The sequence below is a fragment of the Haloferax sp. Atlit-4N genome (assembly GCF_003383025.1).
GTDB lineage: Archaea > Halobacteriota > Halobacteria > Halobacteriales > Haloferacaceae > Haloferax > Haloferax gibbonsii.
In genome coordinates this window covers 59448-79993 of sequence record NZ_PSYY01000001.1, presented here as the reverse complement: position 1 = coordinate 79993, position 20546 = coordinate 59448, and the positions used below count along the sequence as shown (strand labels likewise).

At 68.5% G+C, this 20546-nt stretch carries 17 protein-coding genes; 11 read left to right on the top strand and 6 right to left on the bottom strand.

Annotated features, from left to right (window positions below):
* Positions 1-271: 271 nt before the first annotated feature.
* The 4 genes from C5C07_RS00380 (at position 272) to C5C07_RS00365 (ending at position 5260) form a co-directional block, all read left to right on the top strand.
* Positions 272-913, top strand: a complete 642-nt coding sequence (locus C5C07_RS00380) for an Era-like GTP-binding protein (protein WP_004974066.1) — start codon at positions 272-274, stop codon at positions 911-913.
* Between the two features lie 6 nt (positions 914-919).
* Complete coding sequence (locus C5C07_RS00375; protein ID WP_004044951.1) at positions 920-1312, top strand: DUF2073 domain-containing protein; 393 nt, start codon at positions 920-922, stop codon at positions 1310-1312.
* 48 nt (positions 1313-1360) lie between these two features.
* Positions 1361-2347, top strand: a complete 987-nt coding sequence (locus C5C07_RS00370; protein WP_115804350.1) for a Zn-ribbon containing protein — start codon at positions 1361-1363, stop codon at positions 2345-2347.
* A gap of 345 nt (positions 2348-2692) precedes the next feature.
* Positions 2693-5260 carry a DEAD/DEAH box helicase gene (locus tag C5C07_RS00365; protein WP_115804349.1) on the top strand — a complete coding sequence of 856 codons (2568 nt, stop codon included), beginning with the start codon at positions 2693-2695 and terminating at the stop codon, positions 5258-5260.
* A gap of 85 nt (positions 5261-5345) precedes the next feature.
* Here C5C07_RS00365 and C5C07_RS00360 read toward each other — a convergent pair whose 3' ends face one another.
* Entirely contained in the window at positions 5346-6038 is a 693-nt protein-coding gene (locus tag C5C07_RS00360) for an Sjogren's syndrome/scleroderma autoantigen 1 family protein (RefSeq protein ID WP_004974079.1), read from the bottom strand.
* 206 nt (positions 6039-6244) lie between these two features.
* Between C5C07_RS00360 and mdh the strand changes: the two genes are divergently transcribed.
* Positions 6245-7159, top strand: a complete 915-nt coding sequence (gene mdh, locus C5C07_RS00355; protein WP_049905028.1) for a malate dehydrogenase — start codon at positions 6245-6247, stop codon at positions 7157-7159.
* Between the two features lie 65 nt (positions 7160-7224).
* On the opposite strand, the gene C5C07_RS00350 is transcribed toward mdh, so the two are convergent.
* On the bottom strand, positions 7225-8964 hold the full coding sequence (locus tag C5C07_RS00350; protein WP_115804348.1) for an excinuclease ABC subunit C: 1740 nt from the start codon (positions 8962-8964) through the stop codon (positions 7225-7227).
* A 147-nt stretch (positions 8965-9111) separates the two neighbouring features.
* Between C5C07_RS00350 and C5C07_RS00345 the strand changes: the two genes are divergently transcribed.
* From C5C07_RS00345 to C5C07_RS00330, 4 genes are all read left to right on the top strand, one after another.
* Positions 9112-10632 (top strand): methyl-accepting chemotaxis protein, encoded by a 1521-nt coding sequence (locus C5C07_RS00345; protein ID WP_004974085.1) that lies wholly within the window; start codon positions 9112-9114, stop codon positions 10630-10632.
* A 66-nt stretch (positions 10633-10698) separates the two neighbouring features.
* Positions 10699-10974, top strand: a complete 276-nt coding sequence (locus tag C5C07_RS00340; protein ID WP_004974087.1) for a hypothetical protein — start codon at positions 10699-10701, stop codon at positions 10972-10974.
* 174 nt (positions 10975-11148) lie between these two features.
* Positions 11149-12129, top strand: a complete 981-nt coding sequence (locus C5C07_RS00335) for an ABC transporter ATP-binding protein (protein ID WP_004974090.1) — start codon at positions 11149-11151, stop codon at positions 12127-12129.
* The gene (locus C5C07_RS00330; RefSeq protein ID WP_004974092.1) at positions 12126-13049 is read left to right on the top strand and encodes an ABC transporter permease; all 924 of its coding nucleotides are present in this window, start codon (positions 12126-12128) and stop codon (positions 13047-13049) included. The genes C5C07_RS00335 and C5C07_RS00330 overlap by 4 nt, the downstream gene beginning before the upstream one ends.
* Before the next feature lie 63 nt (positions 13050-13112).
* On the opposite strand, the gene ligA is transcribed toward C5C07_RS00330, so the two are convergent.
* The 4 genes from ligA to C5C07_RS00310 all read right to left on the bottom strand — a co-directional run bounded on the left by ligA (position 13113) and on the right by C5C07_RS00310 (position 17733).
* Positions 13113-15212, bottom strand: coding sequence for an NAD-dependent DNA ligase LigA (gene ligA, locus C5C07_RS00325; RefSeq protein ID WP_004974095.1), 2100 nt, complete (start codon positions 15210-15212; stop codon positions 13113-13115).
* 96 nt (positions 15213-15308) lie between these two features.
* A complete protein-coding gene (locus C5C07_RS00320) occupies positions 15309-15527 on the bottom strand; it encodes a hypothetical protein (RefSeq protein ID WP_004974097.1) in 219 nt (72 codons plus the stop codon).
* Positions 15528-15627: 100 nt separating this feature from the next.
* Positions 15628-16980 carry a cytochrome P450 gene (locus C5C07_RS00315; RefSeq protein ID WP_049905029.1) on the bottom strand — a complete coding sequence of 451 codons (1353 nt, stop codon included), beginning with the start codon at positions 16978-16980 and terminating at the stop codon, positions 15628-15630.
* 99 nt (positions 16981-17079) lie between these two features.
* Positions 17080-17733, bottom strand: coding sequence for a helix-turn-helix domain-containing protein (locus C5C07_RS00310; protein ID WP_115804347.1), 654 nt, complete (start codon positions 17731-17733; stop codon positions 17080-17082).
* Positions 17734-17903: 170 nt separating this feature from the next.
* On the opposite strand from C5C07_RS00310, the gene C5C07_RS00305 reads away from it, so the two are divergent.
* Positions 17904-19223: an O-acetylhomoserine aminocarboxypropyltransferase/cysteine synthase family protein gene (locus C5C07_RS00305; RefSeq protein WP_004974102.1), complete on the top strand. Its 1320-nt coding sequence runs from the start codon at positions 17904-17906 to the stop codon at positions 19221-19223.
* Entirely contained in the window at positions 19220-20467 is a 1248-nt protein-coding gene (gene metX, locus C5C07_RS00300) for a homoserine O-acetyltransferase (protein WP_004974103.1), read from the top strand. Before C5C07_RS00305 ends, metX begins: the two co-directional genes overlap by 4 nt.
* Positions 20468-20546 lie beyond the last annotated feature (79 nt).

Genomic DNA, 20546 nt, shown 5'->3' with positions numbered 1-20546 from the left:
CACGTGTGCGCGCAAAGTAACCATAAACTGCAATACGGATTCGGCTCGAACCGTTTTAGTATCAGTTACATTATACTCGGTGAACAAGCGCTCGTCTCTCGTTTCTCGTTGCCCGACCTCGTTTTATCGAACTGACCCTCGTCCACGACGCTCCTTTCTGTCGTCTTGTCTCCCACGTGACTGGTGTCTGACGTAGTGCTTAAGTGAGTCCGGTTGGGTGATACCTCCATACGCCCTCCACGACGCGTTCGGGAGGTGCGGGAGGCCCAGGATGGGACTGCTCACAGATTTAAGAGACAGCATCTCACGAGTCGTCGACCGGCTCTTTTCGGAGAGCGAGCCGAAGCGGATCGGTATATATGGCCCGCCCAACGCCGGGAAGACGACTCTCGCAAACCGTATCGCCCGTGACTGGACCGGTGACGCCATCGGTCCCGAGAGCCACATCCCTCACGAGACTCGCCGCGCCAGGCGGAAAGAGAACGTCGAAATCGAGCGGAACGGCAAGAAAGTCACCATCGACATCGTCGACACGCCGGGTGTCACGACGAAGGTCGATTACAAGGAATTCCTCGAACACGACATGGAGAAAGACGACGCCGTCCGCCGGTCCCGCGAGGCGACCGAGGGCGTCGCCGAGGCCATGCACTGGCTCCGCGAGGACGTCGACGGCGTCATCTACGTGCTCGACAGCACGAAGGACCCGATATCGCAGGTCAACACGATGCTCATCGGCATCATCGAGAGCCAGGACCTGCCCGTGCTCATCTTCGCGAACAAGATCGACCTCGAAGACTCGAACGTCGAGCGCATCGCGAACGCGTACCCACAGCACGAAACAGTCGAGTTGTCGGCGCTCGAAGGGGAGAACATGGACGAAGTGTACGCCAAAATCGCGGAGTACTTCGCGTGATTCACCATGCCTGAAGCAACCGCCTCCGACAACGGCTCCGACGGGGTCCAGATAGACCTCTTCAGCGGGAATCGGATGGCAAACCTCACGAGCATGGAGAAGATTCGGCTCATCCTCGACGGCGTCCGCGACGGCAACATCGTCATCCTCGAGGAGGGCCTTTCGCCCGACGAGGAGTCGAAGCTCATCGAGGTCACGATGGCCGAGATAAGCCCCGACGAGTTCAACGGAATCGAAATCGAGACGTACCCGCGTTCGCAGACCGCAGACCAGAGCTTCCTCGACCGGCTCATGGGCCGACAGTCGACCCAGAAGCTCACCGTCATCGGTCCCGCGAACCAGATTCAGACGCTACACAAGGACGAGAATCTCATCAGCGCGCTCGTCTCGCGAAAGTAGGGGGTCCCACGAACGCCCTCACGCGCCATCCGGCGTCAACATCTATCAATGCCACATCAATGCACCACGTGCGGTAAGGTGTTCCCCGACGGCTCGAAGGAGATGCTCTCGGGGTGCCCGAGCTGCGGCGGCAACAAGTTTCAGTTCAAGCCCGCATCGAGCGGGAGCGCTCCCGCGAGCGCGAGCGACGACGCGACGTCGACGGGCGGCGCCGGAACGCGGGACCTGACCTCCTCGGCGGCCGACGCCGTCCGAGACCGCGCGCAGCAGCAGTCCCACCCCGACACGACCGACGAGGAGTCGATGACCGTCAGCGACTGGGCGAACGCGAATGCGGACGCGGACGCCTCACAGCGAACCGAGACTGTCGATGCCGCCGGCTCGACCCAGAACGAGCCGTCGCCGACCGACGCGGCCGACGCAAGCGACGCGGTCGACGACCCCGAAGCCAAACCCCGCGGTTGGGGCGAATGGCCGTCTGCGCCCGGCGAGTCTCCGGGGGCAGACCCGCAGGATCCGGAAGCATCGCGGAACGAATCGCGGGCCCAATCGGCCTCGGAGCAGGCCAGCCGCTCGCGGGGACCGGATTCGCCCCCGAACCGCGAGCCGGGGAAAATCAACGCGCGCGAGACGGACGAAGACAACTCCCAGAAGAGCGCGCGGAGCGACGTCGTCACCCCCGAGGAACTCGCCGCTGCCGACGCGAACCGGCGCGACTCGCCGGCGGAGACGCCGTCCGAAGCGCCTTCCGGCCCCGACCCCGACGCGGCCGCCGGTCAGCCCGCGGACGCCGCACCCACGGACGCGGACGGTACGGTCATCGAGCCGTCGTCAGACGACCGACCCAACCTGGACCAGCTCCGCGAGGAGCTCAACGACCAGTTCGAGAGCATCAAAATCGTCAATCCCGGTCAGTACGAACTCAATCTCATGGAACTGTACGACCGCGACGAGTACATCATCTCGCTCCGCGAGGACGGCCGCTACGTCATCGAAGTCCCGGACTCGTGGGGACCGGGTAACCGCGAAGACTGAGCGCGTTCCTCGCGTCGAACTGATTTTCCGACCCCGTTGTTTCCGGTGGAACGCCGGCCGTTCGGTCCCGCGGACGAGTCCGTCCGTCGAATCGGCACAATCGTTATATACGATAGTTGAGAGTATATCTCCTTGGGGAAGCGCTATGTCCAATCCGCACAACGAAAAGGTCGCCGAGTGGGCGTCGCTCCTCGGAGCGTCGCTCCCGTCCGCGCGACCAGACGACCCCGACCTCGACACCGCCGACAGCGCGGGGTAACGACCGCCGCGGTTTCCACCGGCGGACCGCTTTACTTTCACCCCGCTCTGCGAACCCTTATCGGCGAGGACGAGTAATCGTCACCGATGCCGGCCTCCGAGGACGTTGCGTACGTGGACCACCCGCTACTCGCGCCGTCGTTCATCGAGCGACGGCTCTACCAGATTCGCCTCGCCGGTACCGCGCGCAACGGCCACACGCTGGTCTGTCTTCCCACCGGCCTCGGGAAGACGACCGTCAGCCTGCTCGTCACGGCCCAGCGGCTCCACGACGTCGGCGGGAAGTCGCTGTTTCTCGCGCCCACGAAGCCGCTCGTCCAGCAGCACGCCGACTTCTACCGCGAGGCGCTGAACGTCCCGGACGACGAAATCGTCGTCTTCACCGGCGACGTTCGGCCCGACGACCGGGCCGAACTCTGGCAGGAGGCCCAGATAGTTATCGCCACGCCGCAGGTCATCGAAAACGACCTCATCGGCAACCGTATTTCGCTTCGGGACGTGACGCACCTCACCTTCGACGAGTGCCACCGCGCGAGCGGCGACTACGCCTACGTCTACATCGCGGAGCGTTACCACGCCGACGCCGAAGACCCGCTCGTCACGGGGATGAGCGCCTCGCCGGGCGGCGACGAGGAGGCCATCCTCGAAGTCTGTGAGAACCTCGGCATCGTCGACGTGGAGGTGATGACCGAGGAGGACGCCGACGTGTCGGAGTACACCCACGACACGGACGTGGAGTGGAACCGCATCCAGCTCCCCGACGAGATTCTGGAGATACGCGACGCCCTCAACGAGGTCATCACCGACCGCCTGGAGAAACTCAAGCAGTTGGGCGTCACCAAGTCGACGAAGCCCGATATCTCCCAGAAGAAGCTCAACCGGATGCGCGCGGAGCTACAGCGACTGATGAACGCCGACAAGTCGGAGGGCTACAAGGGTATGTCCACGCACGCGGAGGTGATGAAGCTCCGCCGGGCGGTCGAGCTCGTCGAGACCCAGTCGGTCGAGTCGGTCCGGCGGTACTTCGAGCGCCAGCGCAACGCCGCCCGGTCGTCGGGCGCGTCGAAGGCCAGCCAGCGACTCGTCGCCGAACCGAAGGTCCGCGAGGCGATGCGGAAAGCCGAGTCGTTCGACGGCCTCCACCCGAAGTTCAGGAAGACGCGCATCCTCCTCGCGGAGACGCTCGGCATTCAGGACGGCGAGCGCGTCATCGTCTTCACCGAGTCCCGCGACACGGCCGAGGCGCTCACGGAGTTCCTCTCGGAGAGCTTCTCGGTCCGGCGGTTCGTCGGACAGGGCGACCGCGAGGGCTCCGACGGGATGACGCAGAAGGAACAGCAGGAGACCCTCGACAAGTTCCGAAGCGGCGAGTTCGAGGTGCTGGTCTCGACCTCCGTCGCGGAGGAGGGCCTCGACGTGCCCGAGGTCGACCTCGTGCTCTTTTTCGAACCCGTGCCGACGGCCATCCGGTCCATCCAGCGGAAGGGTCGGACCGGTCGTCAGGCCGACGGTCGCGTGGTCGTCCTCCTCGCGGAGGACACCCGCGACGAGGCGTACTTCTGGATATCGCGCCGCCGCGAGAAGACGATGCAAAACGAGCTTCGCGACCTCAAGGGCGCGGCCGACGACCTCGAAGCCGAACTCGACCCCTCCCAGCGCGACCTCTCGGCGTTCGCGGGCGACGACGGCAGTTCCGCCGGCAACGCCGGGAGTTCCACCGGAAACGAGGGGGTTGACGCCGCGGCCGGTGACGATGCAAACGTGGCGTCGGACGCGGAATCGGCCGCTGAATCAGCCGCCGCGTCGACCGCCACGAACGGAGAGACCGCGGTCGCCGCGGCGACCGACTCGGACGGGCAGTCGGGCCTCGCCGACTTCGGTCCCTCCGACGAGGAGTTGGCGCGGGCGGACGGCGACGACGACGACGGCGACGATGAAAACGACGGCGACGGCGACGAGGCGGACGACCCGGCCACCGTCGCCGCGGCGGGAACGGACGACGAGGAGACCGTCGAAATCGTCGTCGACCAGCGCGAACTCGACTCCAACATCGCCCGCACTCTCTCGAAGCGCGAGGACCTGACGACCCGGTTGGAGACGCTCGCGGTCGGCGACTACGTCCTCTCGGACCGCGTCGCGGTCGAGCGAAAGAGCGTCTCGGACTTCCTCGACACGCTCACGGGCGGCGACCGCTCGATATTCGAGCAGATAGCGGACCTCACGCGTCACTACGCCCGGCCGCTTCTCATCATCGAGGGTCGTGGTCTCTACGAGGAGCGGAACATCCACCCCGGCGCGATTCGCGGGGCGCTGTCGTCGGTCGCGGTCGATTTCAACGTGAGCGTGCTGTTCACGGAGGACGAAGACGACACCGCGGAGATGCTGGCGACCATCGCCACCCGCGAGCAGACGGACCGCGAGCGCACCGTGAGCGTCCACGGCGGCAAGAGCGCGAAGACGCTCGACGAGCAACAGGAGTACGTCGTCTCGGCCATCGCCGACATCGGCCCGGTCACGGCGCGGACGCTGCTCGAAGCGTTCGGGAGCGTCGAGGCGGTCATGACCGCCAACGAGGACGACCTCAAAGAGGTCCGCGGCGTCGGCCAAGTCACCGCCGAGCGAATCCGCGAGGTCGTCGGGGCGGAGTATCGCTGAGCGCGGATGAGTGCGCTTCTCCGAAACAGAGGGACCGAAGCGTGTTGATTTCAACCGCCGAGAGCGATAGCGGTGCGCCGGTCGGTTATCGGTCGAGCGCGGAGATGGCCTCGGCGGCCTCGCGCGCGGCGGTCAGATACTCGGTCGCCCGCCGCGGGTCGTCGGTCGACTCGGCGCGCTCGGCGGCCCACGTCAGCGTCCGCACGAGCGACTCGCGCGCGTCGGTGACGTCGCCGGCGACCTCGCGGCGTGCACGCTGCCCGGTCGCCCGCTGCTCGCCTGCGGTTCGCGCTGACGGGGTCGCAGCGCGCCCGTTCGCGCCGGTGGGGTCACGGCGCGCCTCGTCGGCGACGCGGGTTCCTTGGCCCTGCGCCGGCTGTCGCGTTCCGGCCTGCGGTCGCTCGGAGTCCGACGCCTCGGCGGTGACCGCCGCAGGGTCGGCCGCCGCATCGGCGCGCTCTACGGACTCGGTCGCTCCGCCGGACGAGGCCTCGACCCCGCCTTCGACCGGGTCGGCTTCGACGGCCGCCTCGGCGGCCTGCTCGGCGTCTTGGTCCGCATTCGCCGCGACCTGCCCCTCGGCCTGACAGGTCGGACAGAACACCTGTCCCTCGTAGCGGAACAGCGGGTCGCCGCAGTTGTCGCAGTGCTTGTTCGTCATCGTCGCGCCCTTGAGGAGCAACTCGCTCATGCGCTGGGTCGAACGGCGCTTCGTCTCGTCTCGCTCGTACTTCTCCCGAAGTCGCTGCCGCTCTGCTTCCTTATCGAAGTCGCTCATGTGCGTGTGGACGCGACGTGCGTCGAAAAACCCCACGGCGTCGCTCGGGTGGTTTCGTCACCGGCGGTCTCACCGGCTCTCGCGGCCGAGGACACCCCGCCGCTGTCGGTCGAAATTCGACGACTGACGAACAGATAATCGACAGACGGCGCTTCGGTGCCCGTTTCGAAACGTTTACTCGGAATCCACAGCCTGGTTAATGTGGTATGACGAAAGTTAGCGTGATTGGTGCGGCCGGGACGGTCGGCGCCGCGGCTGGGTACAACCTCGCGCTTCGCGATGTCTGTGACGAACTCGTGTTCGTCGACATCCCGAAGATGGAAGACAAGACGGTCGGACAGGCGGCGGACACGAACCACGGCATCGCGTACGACTCCAACACGGTCGTGACGCAGGGCGGCTACGAGGACACCGCCGGCTCCGACGTGGTCGTCATCACGGCGGGCATCCCGCGGCAGCCGGGACAGACCCGCATCGACCTCGCGGGCGACAACGCCCCCATCATGGACGACATCGGCTCCTCGCTCGCAGAGCACAACGACGACTTCGTCTCCATCACCACGTCGAACCCCGTCGACCTGCTCAACCGCCACCTCTACGAGACGGGCGACCGCGACCGCCACAAAGTCATCGGCTTCGGCGGCCGACTCGACTCCGCCCGCTTCCGCTACGTGCTGAGCCAGCGCTTCGACGTGCCGGTCAAGAACGTCGAAGCGACCATCCTCGGCGAGCACGGCGACGCGCAGGTGCCCGTCTTCTCGAAGGTCCGCGTCGACGGCAACGACCCCGCCTTCTCCGGCGACGAGAAAGACGAGATTCTCGGCGACCTCCAGGAGTCCGCCATGGACGTCATCGAGCGCAAGGGCGCGACCCAGTGGGGCCCGGCGACCGGCGTCGCCCACATGGTCGAGGCCGTCCTGCACGACACCGGCGAAGTGCTTCCCGGCTCGCTCGTCCTCGACGGCGAGTTCGGCTACGAGGACACCGCCTTCGGCGTCCCCGTCAAGCTCGGCTCGAACGGCATCGAGGAGGTCGTCGAGTGGGACCTCGACGACTACGAGGCCGACCTCATGGACGACGCGGCCGAGAAGCTCCGCGACCAGTACAACAAAATCGCGTAAGCCGCTCCGGCTCGCTCGCGCGACGAATCCAATCCGTCTTTTTCACCCGACGCGGCCGACCCCGCTCAGAGCCGTCGCTTCAGCTCCGCGGCCGTCTTCTCGCCGACGCCGGGCACATCCGTCAGGTCCTCGACCGACGCCTCGCGGACGCCCTCGACGCTGCCGAACCGCGTGAGCAGCGCCCGGCGGGTCTTCTCGCCGACGCCGGGCACGTCGTCGAGGACGGTCTTCACCTCGTCGCGGAGCGTCTGGTGGTACTGGACGGCGAAGCGGTGGGCCTCGTCGCGGACGCGCTGGAGGACGTGCAGGTGCGGCGCGTCGTCCGGCCAGTCGAACGTCCGGTCGGGCGTGACGACCAGTTCGCGGTCCTTGGCGATGCCGACGGCGGGCACGTCCCAGCCGGTCTCCTCGAGGGCGTCCAGCGCGGCGTTCAACTGTCCCTTCCCGCCGTCGATGAGGAGTAAGTCGGGGTCCGGGCGGTCGTCGCGGCCTTCCAGCGCGCGGGTCGCCCGCCAGCGGACGAGTTCTCGCATGTTCGCGTAGTCGTCGTTGCGCTCGGGGAGTCGCCGCCGGCGGTAGTCCGAGGTTTCGGCGCTCCCCTCGACGAAGCACACGTCGCTGCCGACGACGGCCTTGCCCTGCGCGTGGCTCACGTCGAAGCCCTCGATGCGGGAGACGCGTCGCACGTCGAGGTCGAGTTCGCGGGCGAGCGTGGCGAGCCCGTCGTCGCGGCCGGCGCGCCGGCGGGCGTTCTTCAGGGCGAGTTCGATCAGTTTCGCCTCGCGGCCCGCGCCGGGGACGCGGACGCCCACGCCCTCCGATTCGAGCCACGCGACCACGTCCTCGTCGTCGGGATGCTCCGAGAGGACGACCGCGTCGGGGAGTTCGCGTTCGGCGTAGAACTGCGCGAGGAACGCCGAGAGGACGGCGGCCGTGCGGTCTTCGCCCTCGGGGGCGTCGAGGTGGTGCCGCGTCCGGTCGACCAGTTGCCCGCGCTCGGCGTGGAGCCGGGCGACGGTCGCCGAGTCGCCGCGGAGCGAGACGCCGAGCACGTCGATGGCGCGCTCGTCGGACTGCGACGAGACGGCGTCCTCGCCCGCGCCGTGGAACGACTCGACGACTTCCAACCGGTCGCGGAGGTTGGCGGCGCGCTCGAACTCCGCGTCCTGTGAGGCCGCCTCCATCTCCCGGCGGAGCGGGTCGGCGAGGACGCCCGTCTCGCCCTCGAAGAAGCGGACCGCCGACTCCACGTCCTCGCGGTAGTCGCGCTCCGCGATTTCGCCGGTACAGGGGGCCGTACACAGCCCCATCTCGTAGTCGAGACACGGCCGCGAGCGGTTCGAGTACTTGTGGTCAGAACAGCCGCGGAGGCCGTAGGTCTCCCGAATCGCCTTCACGACCGTCTCGACGCGGCCCTTGTCGGTGTACGGTCCGAAGACGGTCGCGGAGTCCTCGGGTTCGCGGGTGACCTCGATGCGCGGGACCGCGTGGGCCGTCAGTTGGACGAGCGGGTAGGACTTGTCGTCCTTCAGGCGGACGTTGTAGCGCGGCTGGTGGCGCTTGATGAGGTTGGCTTCGAGGAGGAGCGCCTGCGTTTCAGTGTCGGTAACGGCGAAGTCGATGTGCTCCGCGCGGTCGACCATCCGGGAGATACGCTCCGACCGCGGGTCGGCGTACGACCGAACCCGCGCGCGGATGTCGACGGCCTTCCCGACGTACAGCACCGTGTCGCCGGCGACGAACTGGTACACGCCGGGGTCCGACGGAAGCGCGCTGGCTCGTTCGCTGACCGCGGCAGGGTCCATCTGGGGTGGCTTACCGCGCGAAGGGCTTGAGGCTGACGCGTCGAGCCAGCGGGGCGGCCGATTCGGCCGTCTCGCCGCCCCGAAAATTATCTGATTTGATAATCTGCTCGAAAGATACTCCTGTGATGCTCTGAAACGTGGCCTCTAATGTCACTTGGTATACTCTCACGCGTCCGCTCGTGGTTCGGTGAGGAGACTCCGTTACCGGACGGCGGAATCGTCGCCGGTTCCGCCACGGACGCGCCGGACTTGAACGTCGACGACGACGTACTGCTCGACGGCGTCGGCCTCCCGGCGTTCGTCCTCGACGAGCAGGGTCGCATCGCGGCGTGGAACGCCGGCGTCGAGTCGTTGACCGGCACGTCCGCGGACGCCGCGCTGGGCCGACGCGACCTCGGTGATGCCTTCTACGGCGACTCCGCGGCCAGCGTGCTCGCGGGGCAGGTCCTCGACAACCCACTCGACGCCGCGGCGCTCGACGGCGTGGAACTCGACGACCCCGACCGCCTGCTCTACGCCGTAGAAGAGACGTTTGCGGACGTGAACGGCGACGACTGCCACGCCCGGCACACGGCGATGCCGCTCTACGAGGGCGACGAGCTCGTCGGCGTTCTCCAGACCGTCCGCAACCGGACGACGGAAGTCGAGCGCCACCGCGAGGTCGCCGCGCTCGTCTCCGAGGTCGAATCGACGCTGACCCAGTTGAGCGGGGGCAACCTCGACGCGCGGGCGACGATAGACGAGAGCGGGGCCGTCGACGACCAGCTCTATCTCGTCGTCGACGCGGTCAACGAGACGGCGCGCAACCTCTCGACGCTGGCGTCGAACGTCGAAGACGAGACGGAGACGGCGACCGCGGCGGTCACGCGGGCCGCCTCGGCGGCCGACGCCATCGTCGATAACGTCGAAGAGCAGCGCGACCTCCTCGACGAGGGCGCGACCCAGATGCAGCAGTTCAGCGCGACGATGGAGGAGGTCGCCGCGACCGCCGACGAGGTCGACACGGCGGCCACGGAGGCGCGGCAGGCGACCGCCGAGGGCCGCGAGGCCAACAGCGAGGCGCGAGCGGCGACCGAGAGCGTCGTCACGATGGGCGACGAGCTCGTCGACCGCGTGACCGAACTCGGCGGCCGCATGGACGACATCGAGGCGGTCGTCGAGGTCATCTCCGAGGTGGCCGAACAGACGAACCTGCTCGCGCTCAACGCGAACATCGAGGCCGCCCGCGCCGGCGAGGACGGCGACGGGTTCGCCGTCGTCGCGGAGGAGGTCAAGTCGCTCGCCGACGAGACGCGCCAGCACACCGAAGACATCACCGCGCAGATAGAGGACATCCAGTCGCAGACCGGCGAGGCGGTCCACGCGGCGACGGAGTCGAACGACCGCATCGAGCACGCCGACGACCGCATCTCCGAGATGCTGGCGGCGTTCGAGGAAATCGCCACCTCCATCGACACCGCCGCGGACGGCGTCGCGGAGGTCTCCCGCGCGACCGACGAGCAGGCCGAGGCGGTCGAAGAACTGACCGCGACCATCGAGGACGTGCGCGACCGGACCGTCGAGACCGAGGGCGCGGTCGACAGCATCGTCAGCGCGACCGACGAGAGCACGCAGGCGCTGTCGTCGCTCGCCATGGAAGTCGAGGAACTGACGGGCAATCGCTCCTGAGCCGGGTTCCGAACGGCCGGCGTCGATGCCGGCACGCGTAAGGGAACCCCGTCCGAACCACGGGGCATGAGCGACGACGACACGACGCGGCTCTGGTTGGTCGAGCGGTCCTACGACGACCGGGACCTCATCATCCTCATCTACGCGACGCCGGACGGCGAGTACGAACTCCGGAAGGAGCTCGCCGCGGCCGTGATGCACCAGCGCCGGATGACCGTGACCGCCGCCATCGACGCGCCGACCGAGAACCTCGAACCAGTAAGTGACGACGACCTGCGCGAGCGGTACGCGACGGAGGCCACGAAGATGGCCGACTCCCACGAACCCGACGAAGAGGTCTGAGGCGGCACAGCCGACCGTCGACATCGACCGCCGATACCGGCCGTCGAACCCGACCGAATCGCACGACTGCGGCGATGTGACTCCTCCGTCTGACCCTCCGCTCGGCGCGGGAATGTTATCGCCCGTGATTTTTGCACCTAAAACCCTTTAACCCAGTACGACGCAGGCCCGCCCATGGCCGCCATCGAACTGAACGGGGTGACGAAACGGTTCGAAGACGACGAGGGACTGTTCGATTCTCTCCTCCCGTCGTCCGACGCCGACGCCGTCACCGCCGTCGACGACCTCACGTTCTCCGTCGCGGAGGGTGAGGTCTTCGGGTTCCTCGGTCCCAACGGTGCCGGAAAATCGACGACTATCAACATGCTTCTCGACTTCGTGCGCCCGACGAGCGGGTCCGTCCGCGTGCTCGGACACGACGCGCAAGCCGAGAGCGTGGCCGTCCGGCGTCGGACCGGCGTACTCCCCGAGGGGTACGACGTGTACGACCGGCTGACCGGGCGCGAACACGTCGAGTTCGCCATCGAGTCCAAGGAAGCCGACGACGACCCCGACGAACTGCTCTCCCGCGTCGGCCTCGACCCCGACGAGGCGGACCGCCGCGCCGGCGGCTACTCCAAGGGGATGTCCCAGCGCCTCGCGCTCGCGATGGCGCTCGCCGGGAGTCCCGACCTCCTCGTCCTCGACGAGCCATCCTCCGGTCTCGACCCCGCCGGCGCGCGCGAGATGCGCGACATCGTCCGCACCGAGGCCGACCGCGGCGCGACGGTGTTCTTCTCCAGCCACGTCCTCGGACAGGTCGAAGCGGTCTGTGACCGCGTCGGCATCATGCGCGACGGCGAACTCATCGCCGAGGACACCATCGAGGGGCTCCGGAGCCGAATCGAGACCGACTCGGTTCTCCGCATCGACGTCGACGGCGACGCCGCCCTCGACGCTGTCCGCGCCCTCGACGGCGTCTCGTCGGTCGAGACCGACGGCGACCGCCTCATCGTCGGCTGTACCGACGACGCCAAGTCGCGCGTCATCGAGGCCGTCGAGGCCGGCGGCGCGACCGTGGCCGACTTCGAGACTGACTCCGCGTCGCTGGAGGACATCTTCCTCGCGTACACCGAGGGCGACGACTCCGCAGGCGAACCGGAGGTGACAGCATGACGCTCGAATCGGTCGCGCGCAAGGACTTCCGCGACGCTCTCCGGTCGCGGTGGCTCCTCGGCCTGACGCTGTTTTTCGCCCTCCTCATCGGCGGGTCGACGGCGCTGTTCTACGGCGTCCTGCTCTCTGGCGCGGGCGCGAACTCCGAGACGCTGTTCGGCCTCACCACCGCGCCCGGCGGGCTGTTCAACTTCTCCTACGCGGGCATGCTCGGGTTCGTCCTCGCGCTCATCGCGCTCGTGACGGCCCACGGCTCGCTCATCGACGAGCGCGAGTCGGGCACCATCAAGCTCCTGCTGTCGCTGCCGAACTCTCGGCGCGACGTGGTGTTCGGAAAGCTCGTCGGCCGCACGCTCGTCGTCATCATCTCGATGCTCGTCGGCTTCGTCGTCGCCCTCTTCGCGATGCTGTTCACCGGCGGGCAGGTCATGTTCGTCTCCTACGCGGGACAGGTCGCCCTCTCGGGGCTCCTCGCCACGGCGTTCGTCTCCATCGGCGTCTGGCTCTCCGCGACCTCGGCGTCCCAGCGACAGGCGCTGTTCGGCACCGTCGGGCTGTACTTCATCTTCGCCGTCCTCTGGTCGACGGTCGCCACGGGCGTCCCGCGGCTCGTCAACTGGGTCATCGAGCAGCTCGGTCTCACCGCGCTGACCGCGCCGCAAATCGTCCAGATGCGCCTTTTCATCAAGTACCTGAACCCGCTTCGAGCCTACGAGACGCTGGTCGCGGAACTGTACGGCCCCGCGGTCGCCGCCCGCCTGTTCAAGGCCGGACTCGGCGAGCGACTCGCCATCGAGGCGACCTTCAGCGAGGCACTTCCGTTCTACTTCACCGGGCCGTTCATCCTCGCCATCCTCCTCGCGTGGATCGTCGTCCCGCCGCTGCTCGGCTACCGCGCGTTCCAGAAGGCGGACCTCTGAGGCGGAGACGCGGGCCGCAGAGGCGGTAACGACCGCTTTCGCGACTCTCCCACCGACTGTCGACTATTCTGGTGGGTACGCCACGCCGCGCTCTGCGAGCAGGTCCTTGAACTCGGCTTCCGTGAGCGTCGGTACGTCGTTCGCGTCGGCGTCGTCGCGCTTCGACTGGCCGGGGTTCTCGCCGACGACGAGGTAGTCGGTGTTGCCCGAGACGGAGCCGGTAACGCTGCCACCGTGAGATTCGACGAGGTCCTTCACGTCGCCCCGGCTCGCGGCGAGCGTCCCGGTCACGACGAACGTCAGGCCGTCGAGTTCGTCGCCGCCCGATTCGACGGGTTCGGGGTCGACGCCGCGGTCGAGGAGCGCGCGAATCACGGCGCGGTTGTCCGCGTTCTCGAAGAAGTCGCGGACGCGGCGCGCGACCGTCTCGCCCACGTCGGGGACCGTCGTCAGGCGCTCTTCGAACGCGTCGAACTCGCCTTCGTCGGCGTCGGATTCGATGGGAAACGCCTCGATTGACCCGAACTCGCGGGCGAGACCGCGGGCGGTCGCTTCTCCGACCTCGGGGATGCTCAGGCCGACGAGGAACGAGTCGAGAGCGGGGTTCGTCGAGTTCTCGACGGCGGTCACGAGGTTCTCGGCGCTCGTCTCGCCCCACCCTTCTAACTCGGCGAGGTCGTCGGCCGTCAGGCCGTACAGGTCGGCGACCGTCTCGACGAGGCCGGCGTCGACGAGCTGGGAGACGCGCTCCCCGCCGAGGCCGTCGATGTCCATCGCGCCCTTGACCGCGAAGTGGCCGATAGAGGCCTCCCGTTGGGCCGGACACGAAAGCCCGCCCGAGCAGAACGCCAGCGGGCCGTCGCGGTCCACCGCGCTCCCGCAGACCGGACACTGGTCGGGGAACTCGTAGCTCCCGCCGCCGTCCTCCGTGACTTCGACCACCTGCGGAATCACGTCGCCGGCGCGCTTGACTCGGACTCGGTCGCCGACCGCGACGCCGAGGTCGGCTATCTCGTCGGGGTTGTGGAGCGTCGCCCGCGAGACGGTGACGCCGCCCACGTCGACGGGGTCGAGGATGGCGACCGGCGTGAGTCGGCCCGTTCGTCCGACCTGCACGACGATGTCGCGGACGGTCGTCACCTCGTGGCGCGCGGGGAACTTGTAGGCGAACGCCCAGCGGACCGAGCGACTCTTTTCGCCCAAGCGCTCGCGGGCCTCCCGCGAGTCCACCTTGATGACCGTCCCATCGATTTCGTAGTCGAGGTCGTCGCGGGCCGCCTGCATCCGGTTTCGGTAGTCGATGGCTCCCTCCACGTCTTCGGCGCGCTCGACGCGGTCGGCGACGCGGAGGCCCCACTCGCGCAGGCGGTCGAGCGCCGCCCACTGGCTGTCGGGGCGCGCGCTCGCGTCGAGGATGTCGTAGAAGAAGACCGCGAGCGGCCTGTCGGCGACGACCGAGGGGTCGAGGTTGCGGAGCGTCCCGGCGGCCGCGTTCCGGGGGTTGGCGAAGGCGTCCTCGCCGGCCTCGACGCGCCGGGCGTTGAGGTCGCTGAAGTCGGACTTCGGCATGTAAATCTCGCCGCGGACGGCCAGTCGGTCGGGGTGGTCGCCGCGGAGCGACAGCGGCACGGTCGGAATCGTCTTCACCTGCGCGCTCACGTCGTCGCCGCGTCGGCCGTCACCGCGGGTGGCCGCGCGGGCGAACTCGCCGCCCTCGTAGACGACTTCGACCGAGAGGCCGTCGAACTTGGGCTCGCAGACGTAGTCGACCGCGCCGACCTCGCGGCGGACGCGCTCGTCGAACTCCCGGAGGTCGTCGGCCTCGGTGCTCTGGTCGATAGAGAGCATTGGCGCGACGTGTTCGACCGTCTCCAGCGCGTCGATCGGCTCGCCGCCGACGCGGTTCGTCGGGCTGTTGGTCGTGTCGAGGTCGAACGCGCCTTCGAGCGCGACGAGGCGGGAGAACAGCGCGTCGTAGGCCGCGTCGGAGACGAGTGGGTCGGCCTCGACGTAGTAGCGGTGGTCGTGCTCGCGGACGGCTTCGCGGAGGAGCGCGGCCTGTTCTTCGGCCGCTTCGCGCGAGAGCGACTCGGCGGGTTCGAACTCGGTCGGCGGGTCGCGGAGGTACGGGTTCGACTCGGCGTCGATGTCGGCGTCGCTCATTGGTTCGGGTGTCGGCGGGACGGCGGGTAAACGCTCCGGGGTGACGGCGAACGGCGACGTTCCGGCCGCGACGACTCCCGCCCGAACCGCGCCGCGTCACGCGAACAGGTAGGCGACGCCGAGCGCGGACATGAAGACGCCGACGAACCGCGTGAGCGTCACGTTCCACTCGGCGGGTTCGACCTCGTCGTTGGGGGTCTTGCTCCCGATGGCGTCGACCCGCTCGCCGAGTTTCGACACGCGGTAGGGGAACGCCGCCGCCGGGAGGCCGACTGCGAGAAAGACGGCGGCGACGAGGAGGAAGTCTCCGGCCATGAAACCGGTCTTCGGTCTCGGGGAATAAGCGTGTTGGCGACGACGGTAGGCGAAGCCGGGGATGAGACTGTGCGCCGACGATTCGGCTCTCGCCGACCGCTCACCTGCGGTTCACGACCATCTCGACCGACCCCTCGGGTCGGAGCGTAATCGAGGGGTCGAACGACAGGTCGTGGGTCGGGTCGACCGTCCACGACCGGGCAATCGTCGCCAGCGCGAGACGCGCTTCCAGCATGGCGAAGCGGTCGCCGATACACCGCCGCGGGCCGCCGCCGAACGGGAAGTAGGCGTACTTCGGGAGGTCGCGCTCGAACGCTTTCGTCCACCGGCTCGGCCGGAAGTCGAGGGGGTCGTCGTAGAACCGCGGGTCGCGGTGGAGCACCCACTGCTGGACCGAGACGGTCTGTCCGGGTTCGACGCGGTAGCCGCCGACTGCGTCGGGTTCGGCGGCCTCGCGGATGAGTTCCCACACCGGCGGATAGACCCGCATCCCCTCCTTGACGACCTGCTCGGTGTAGGTCAGATCGTCGAGGTCGCCGAAGCCGGGGCGCTCGCCGTCGAGGACGGCGTCGAGCTCCTCGCGGAGCGTCGACGCCTGCTCGGGGTTCGTCCCGAGGAGGTGGAGCGTGTAGGTGAGCGCCAGCGCGGTCGTCTCGTGGCCGGCGAGGAGGATGGTCACGAGTTCGTCGCGTATCTGCTCGTCCGACAGGGAATCGCCGTCGTCGTCGCGGAACGTCAACAGGAGCGAGACGACGTCGTTGGCCTCGGGGTCGGGGTCGTCGTCGCGGTGCTCGGTCACGATGCGGCCGACGACCTCGGTGAGGTCGTCCAGCGCCTGCTGATACCGACGGTTGCGCGGAGTGGGGACCCACCGCGGCACGTCCACCGGGCGCTTCATCGAGGTCGACGAGTAGTCCATGACGGTTTCGAGGGCGTCGCCGACGGCGGACTCCTCCTCGCGGATGTCCACGTCGAACAGCGTCTTCGCGGCGATTTCGACGGTGAGGCTCATCATGTCCTCGTGGATGTCGCGTGTCTCGCCGTCCTCCCACGACGACAGCATGCGCTCCGTGTAGTCGACCATCACCTCGCTGTAGCGCCGGAGCATCTGCGGGAGGAACGCCGGCTGCATCAGGTGGCGCTGCTGCCGCCAGAACTCGCCCTCGCTCGTGAGCAGGCCGTCGCCGAGGACCGTCCCGAGCGATTCCTGAAACAGCTCGCCTTTGATATACCGCTGGTTCTCCTGTACGAGGACGTGCTCGACGAGTTCGGGGTCGCTCAGCTGGTAAAACGAGATGCCGCCGATGTCGTACTCGGCGACCGGACCGTACTCGCGGGCGACCTCGGTGACGAACGCGAGCGGGTCGTCCGCGTACCGAAGGGTGTGGTGGACCACGGGCTTCGACGGGGGACTCGGCGGTCGTTCTCGACCGCCTTGCGTCGCTTCTGACATGGATGAAGCTACGGGCGGAACCGGGATGGCGCTACTGCCGATGCCGGCCGGCCCTTTATATCGTGGTCCACCAAGTCGGCGACGCGACGCCGGCGGCCGTCACCCGAGCCGGTTCATCACGCGCGATTCGACCTTCCGGAGGTGTTCCGAGACGGTGCTCTGCGAGCAGCCGAGTTCGGCGGCGAGTTCCTCGACCGACACCCGACGCGGGATGTCGTAGTAGCCGCGCTCGACGGCGGCGTCGAGGACTTCGCGCTGGCGGGTGGTGAGGTCCGCGCGGACGCCGCCGCGGACCGGTTCGTAGTCCGAGAGGCCGTCCACGCAGAACGCGTCGGTGAGCGAGTCGGGCAGCGACGCGACCGCGCCCGAGAGCTGCGCGTGGCTCCCGAGGACGTTGACGACGACGCCCTCGCGGGTGAGCCGAATCGGCGTGTCGAGAAGCAGGTCGTGTTCGTCCACGAGTTCGAGGAGGCGGCGCACGTCGTCGTCGGGGACGAGATGAACGTGGCAGACGACGCCGCCGTCGGCCGTCTCGCCCGCGTCGAAATCGACGATATCGGGGTGGTCGGCCAGCCGCGCCTCGATGTCCGGCGGCGCGTCTTCGAGGACGCAGAGTTCGACCACGGTTCCGTCGGGCCGGAGCCGCAGGTCGCGAAGCTCCCCGCGCGGGTGTCGGCCGTCGACCGCGAACACGTCGTACGGGCTCCCGAACGGGTTCTCGTCGGCGTCGAAGTGGGCCCGGAGACACTTCATGCGTTACATCCTCCCTCGCGCCGCCGAGGTATGCAAGTTACTCTCCGACGCGGACTGTCCCGTTTCCCCGCGCTCTCCTCCGGACCGGCCGCCGCTCCCCGACCGCAACCACGGGCAACGCTTGCCGTAACTGACGGTTATTCCTCTGTCGAAGATTATGCACCTCATACATGAATCGAGGCTTCCGCACGCTCGGCCTCCACGCCGGACAGGACCCGGACCCGGCGACAGGGGCCCGCGCCCCGCCGCTCTATCAGACCACGTCGTACGTCTTCGACGACGCGGACCACGCCGCGGACCTGTACGCCCTCGAAGCCGACGGCGACGTCTACTCCCGCATCTCCAACCCGACGACCCGCATCCTCGAACGCCGCCTCGCCGCCCTCGAATCGGGCGTCGACGCGGTCGCCACCGCCTCCGGGATGGGCGCGCTCGACGCGCTCACGACCGTCCTCGCGTCGGTCGGCGACAACGTCGTCCTCTCGGAGGACATGTACGGCGGCACGGCCTCGTACTTCTCGAAGACCGCCGTCAGGCGCGGCGTCGAATCTCGGACCGTCGAGACGCTCGACGTGGACGCCTACGAGGACGCCATCGACGAGGACACCGCCTTCGTCCACGTCGAGACGGTGGCGAACCCCTCGCTGAAGACGCCGGACTTCGAGGCCATCGCCGAGGTCGCCCACGAGAACCGCGTCCCGCTCGTCGTTGACAACACGTTCGCCACGCCCGCGCTCTGTCGCCCCATCGAACACGGCGCGGACATCGTCTGGGAGTCGACGACGAAGTGGCTCCACGGCTCCGGCACGACCGTCGGCGGCGTCGTCGTCGACGGCGGCACCTTCCCGTGGGACGCGGCCGACTACGACGAGCTCTCCGGCGAGAACCCCGCCTTCGGCGTCGATTTCGTCGAGCGGTTCGGCGAGCGCGCCTTCGCCGAGGCCGTCCGCCAGCGCGCCGTCCGGAGCACCGGTAGTTGCCAGTCGCCGTTCGACGCCTGGCAGACGCTTCAGGGCGTCGAGACGCTCGCGCTCCGGATGCGCGCCCACTGCGAGAACGCCCGGCAGGTCGCCGAGTTCCTCCGCGACCGCGACGGCGTCGCGTGGGTCACCTACCCCGGCTTCGAGGACCACGAGACCCACGACCTCGCCTCGGAGTACCTGCAGGGCGGCTACGCCGGCATGGTCACCTTCGGCCTCGACGGCGCGGACGACGAGGCGGCCTACGGAGCCGCCAAGACCGTCTGCGAGTCGGTCGACCTCGTGAGCTTCCTCGCCAACATCGGCGACGCGAAGACGCTTCTCATCCACCCCGCGTCGACCACGCACGCCCAGCTCTCGATGGACGAACAGCGCGCCGCGGGCGTCGCGCCCGACATGCTCCGACTGTCGGTCGGCATCGAGGACGCCGCCGACATCATCGCCGACCTCGACCAGGCAATCGAACACGCCCTGCGTCAGCAGGCCGACGGGGGGTCGGAGGAGCCATGAGCCGCACGCGAACCACGCCCGGTCGCCGGGTCGAATCCGACGTGGTCGACATCGGCGAACACGAGTTCGAGTCGGGCGAGATACTGCCCGACCTGCAGGTCGCCTACGAGGCCTACGGCGAGTTCGACGGGCAGAACGCGGTCCTCGTCTGTCACGGTCTCACCGGGAGCCAGCACGTCGCCGGCCACGGCACCGAGTCGGGCGTCTCCGGGCAGGCCCGCGCGTGGTGGGGCGACATCGTCGGACCGGGCAAGGCGCTCGACACCAACGACTACTACGTCATCTGCGTGAACGTCCCGGGGTCGTGTTACGGCACGAGCGGTCCGGCGAGCGAGGGTCCCGACGGCGAGCCGTGGGGCACGGACTTCCCGCCGGTCACCGTCCACGACTGGACCCGCGCCCAGCGCCGCCTGCTCGACCACCTCGGCGTCGGCCGCCTCCACGCCGTCGTCGGCGGCTCCGTCGGCGGCATGAACGCCCTCGACTGGGCCGTGCAGTTCCCCGACGACGTGGAGCGCCTCGCCGTCGTCGCCTCGGCGGCCCGCCTCGATTCGCAGTGCCTCGGCATCGACGCCGTCGCCCGCCGCGCCATCACCTCGGACCCGAACTGGAACGGCGGCGACTACTACGGCGAGGACCGCGCCTCGCCCGACGCGGGCCTCGGACTCGCCCGCCAACTCGGCCACCTGATGTACCTCTCGAAGGACTCGATGGAGCGCAAGTTCGGCCGGCGCTCCGCGGGCCGCGGCGACCGCGGCGACGCCTTCCCGTCGGACCCCGCGGCCGCGTTCTTCCCGTACCGCGAGGTCGAGTCCTACCTCGACTACCAGGCCGAGAAGTTCGCCGAGCGCTTCGACGCCAACTCGTACCTGTACCTCACGCGCGCCATGGACGACTTCGACCTCTCGGAGGGTTACGAGTCCGACGCGGCCGCCCTCGCCGCCTTCGAGGGCGAGTCGCTCCTCGTCTCCTTCACCGGCGACTGGCACTTCACGACCGAGCAGTCGGAGTCGCTGGCGGGCGCGTTCCGCCGCGTCGACGCGCCGGTCGCCCACCACGTCGTCGAGTCCGACCACGGCCACGACGCCTTCCTCGTCGAACCCGAGAAGGTCGGGCCGCCGCTCGGCGACTTCGTCGACGAGGGCGTCGCGGGCCGCGCCGTGACCGACACCGCGACCGACGGCGGCGAACCCGACGAGGAGAAGGACTTCGCACCGGTTCACTCCTCTTTGTTCTCGCGCTGACGGTCCGGCCGTCGTCCCGCCTGCTGCCCGGCAGTCTTCCTCTTTCGCGTCGGTCCCGCGTCGCAGAAGCCGGCGGGAA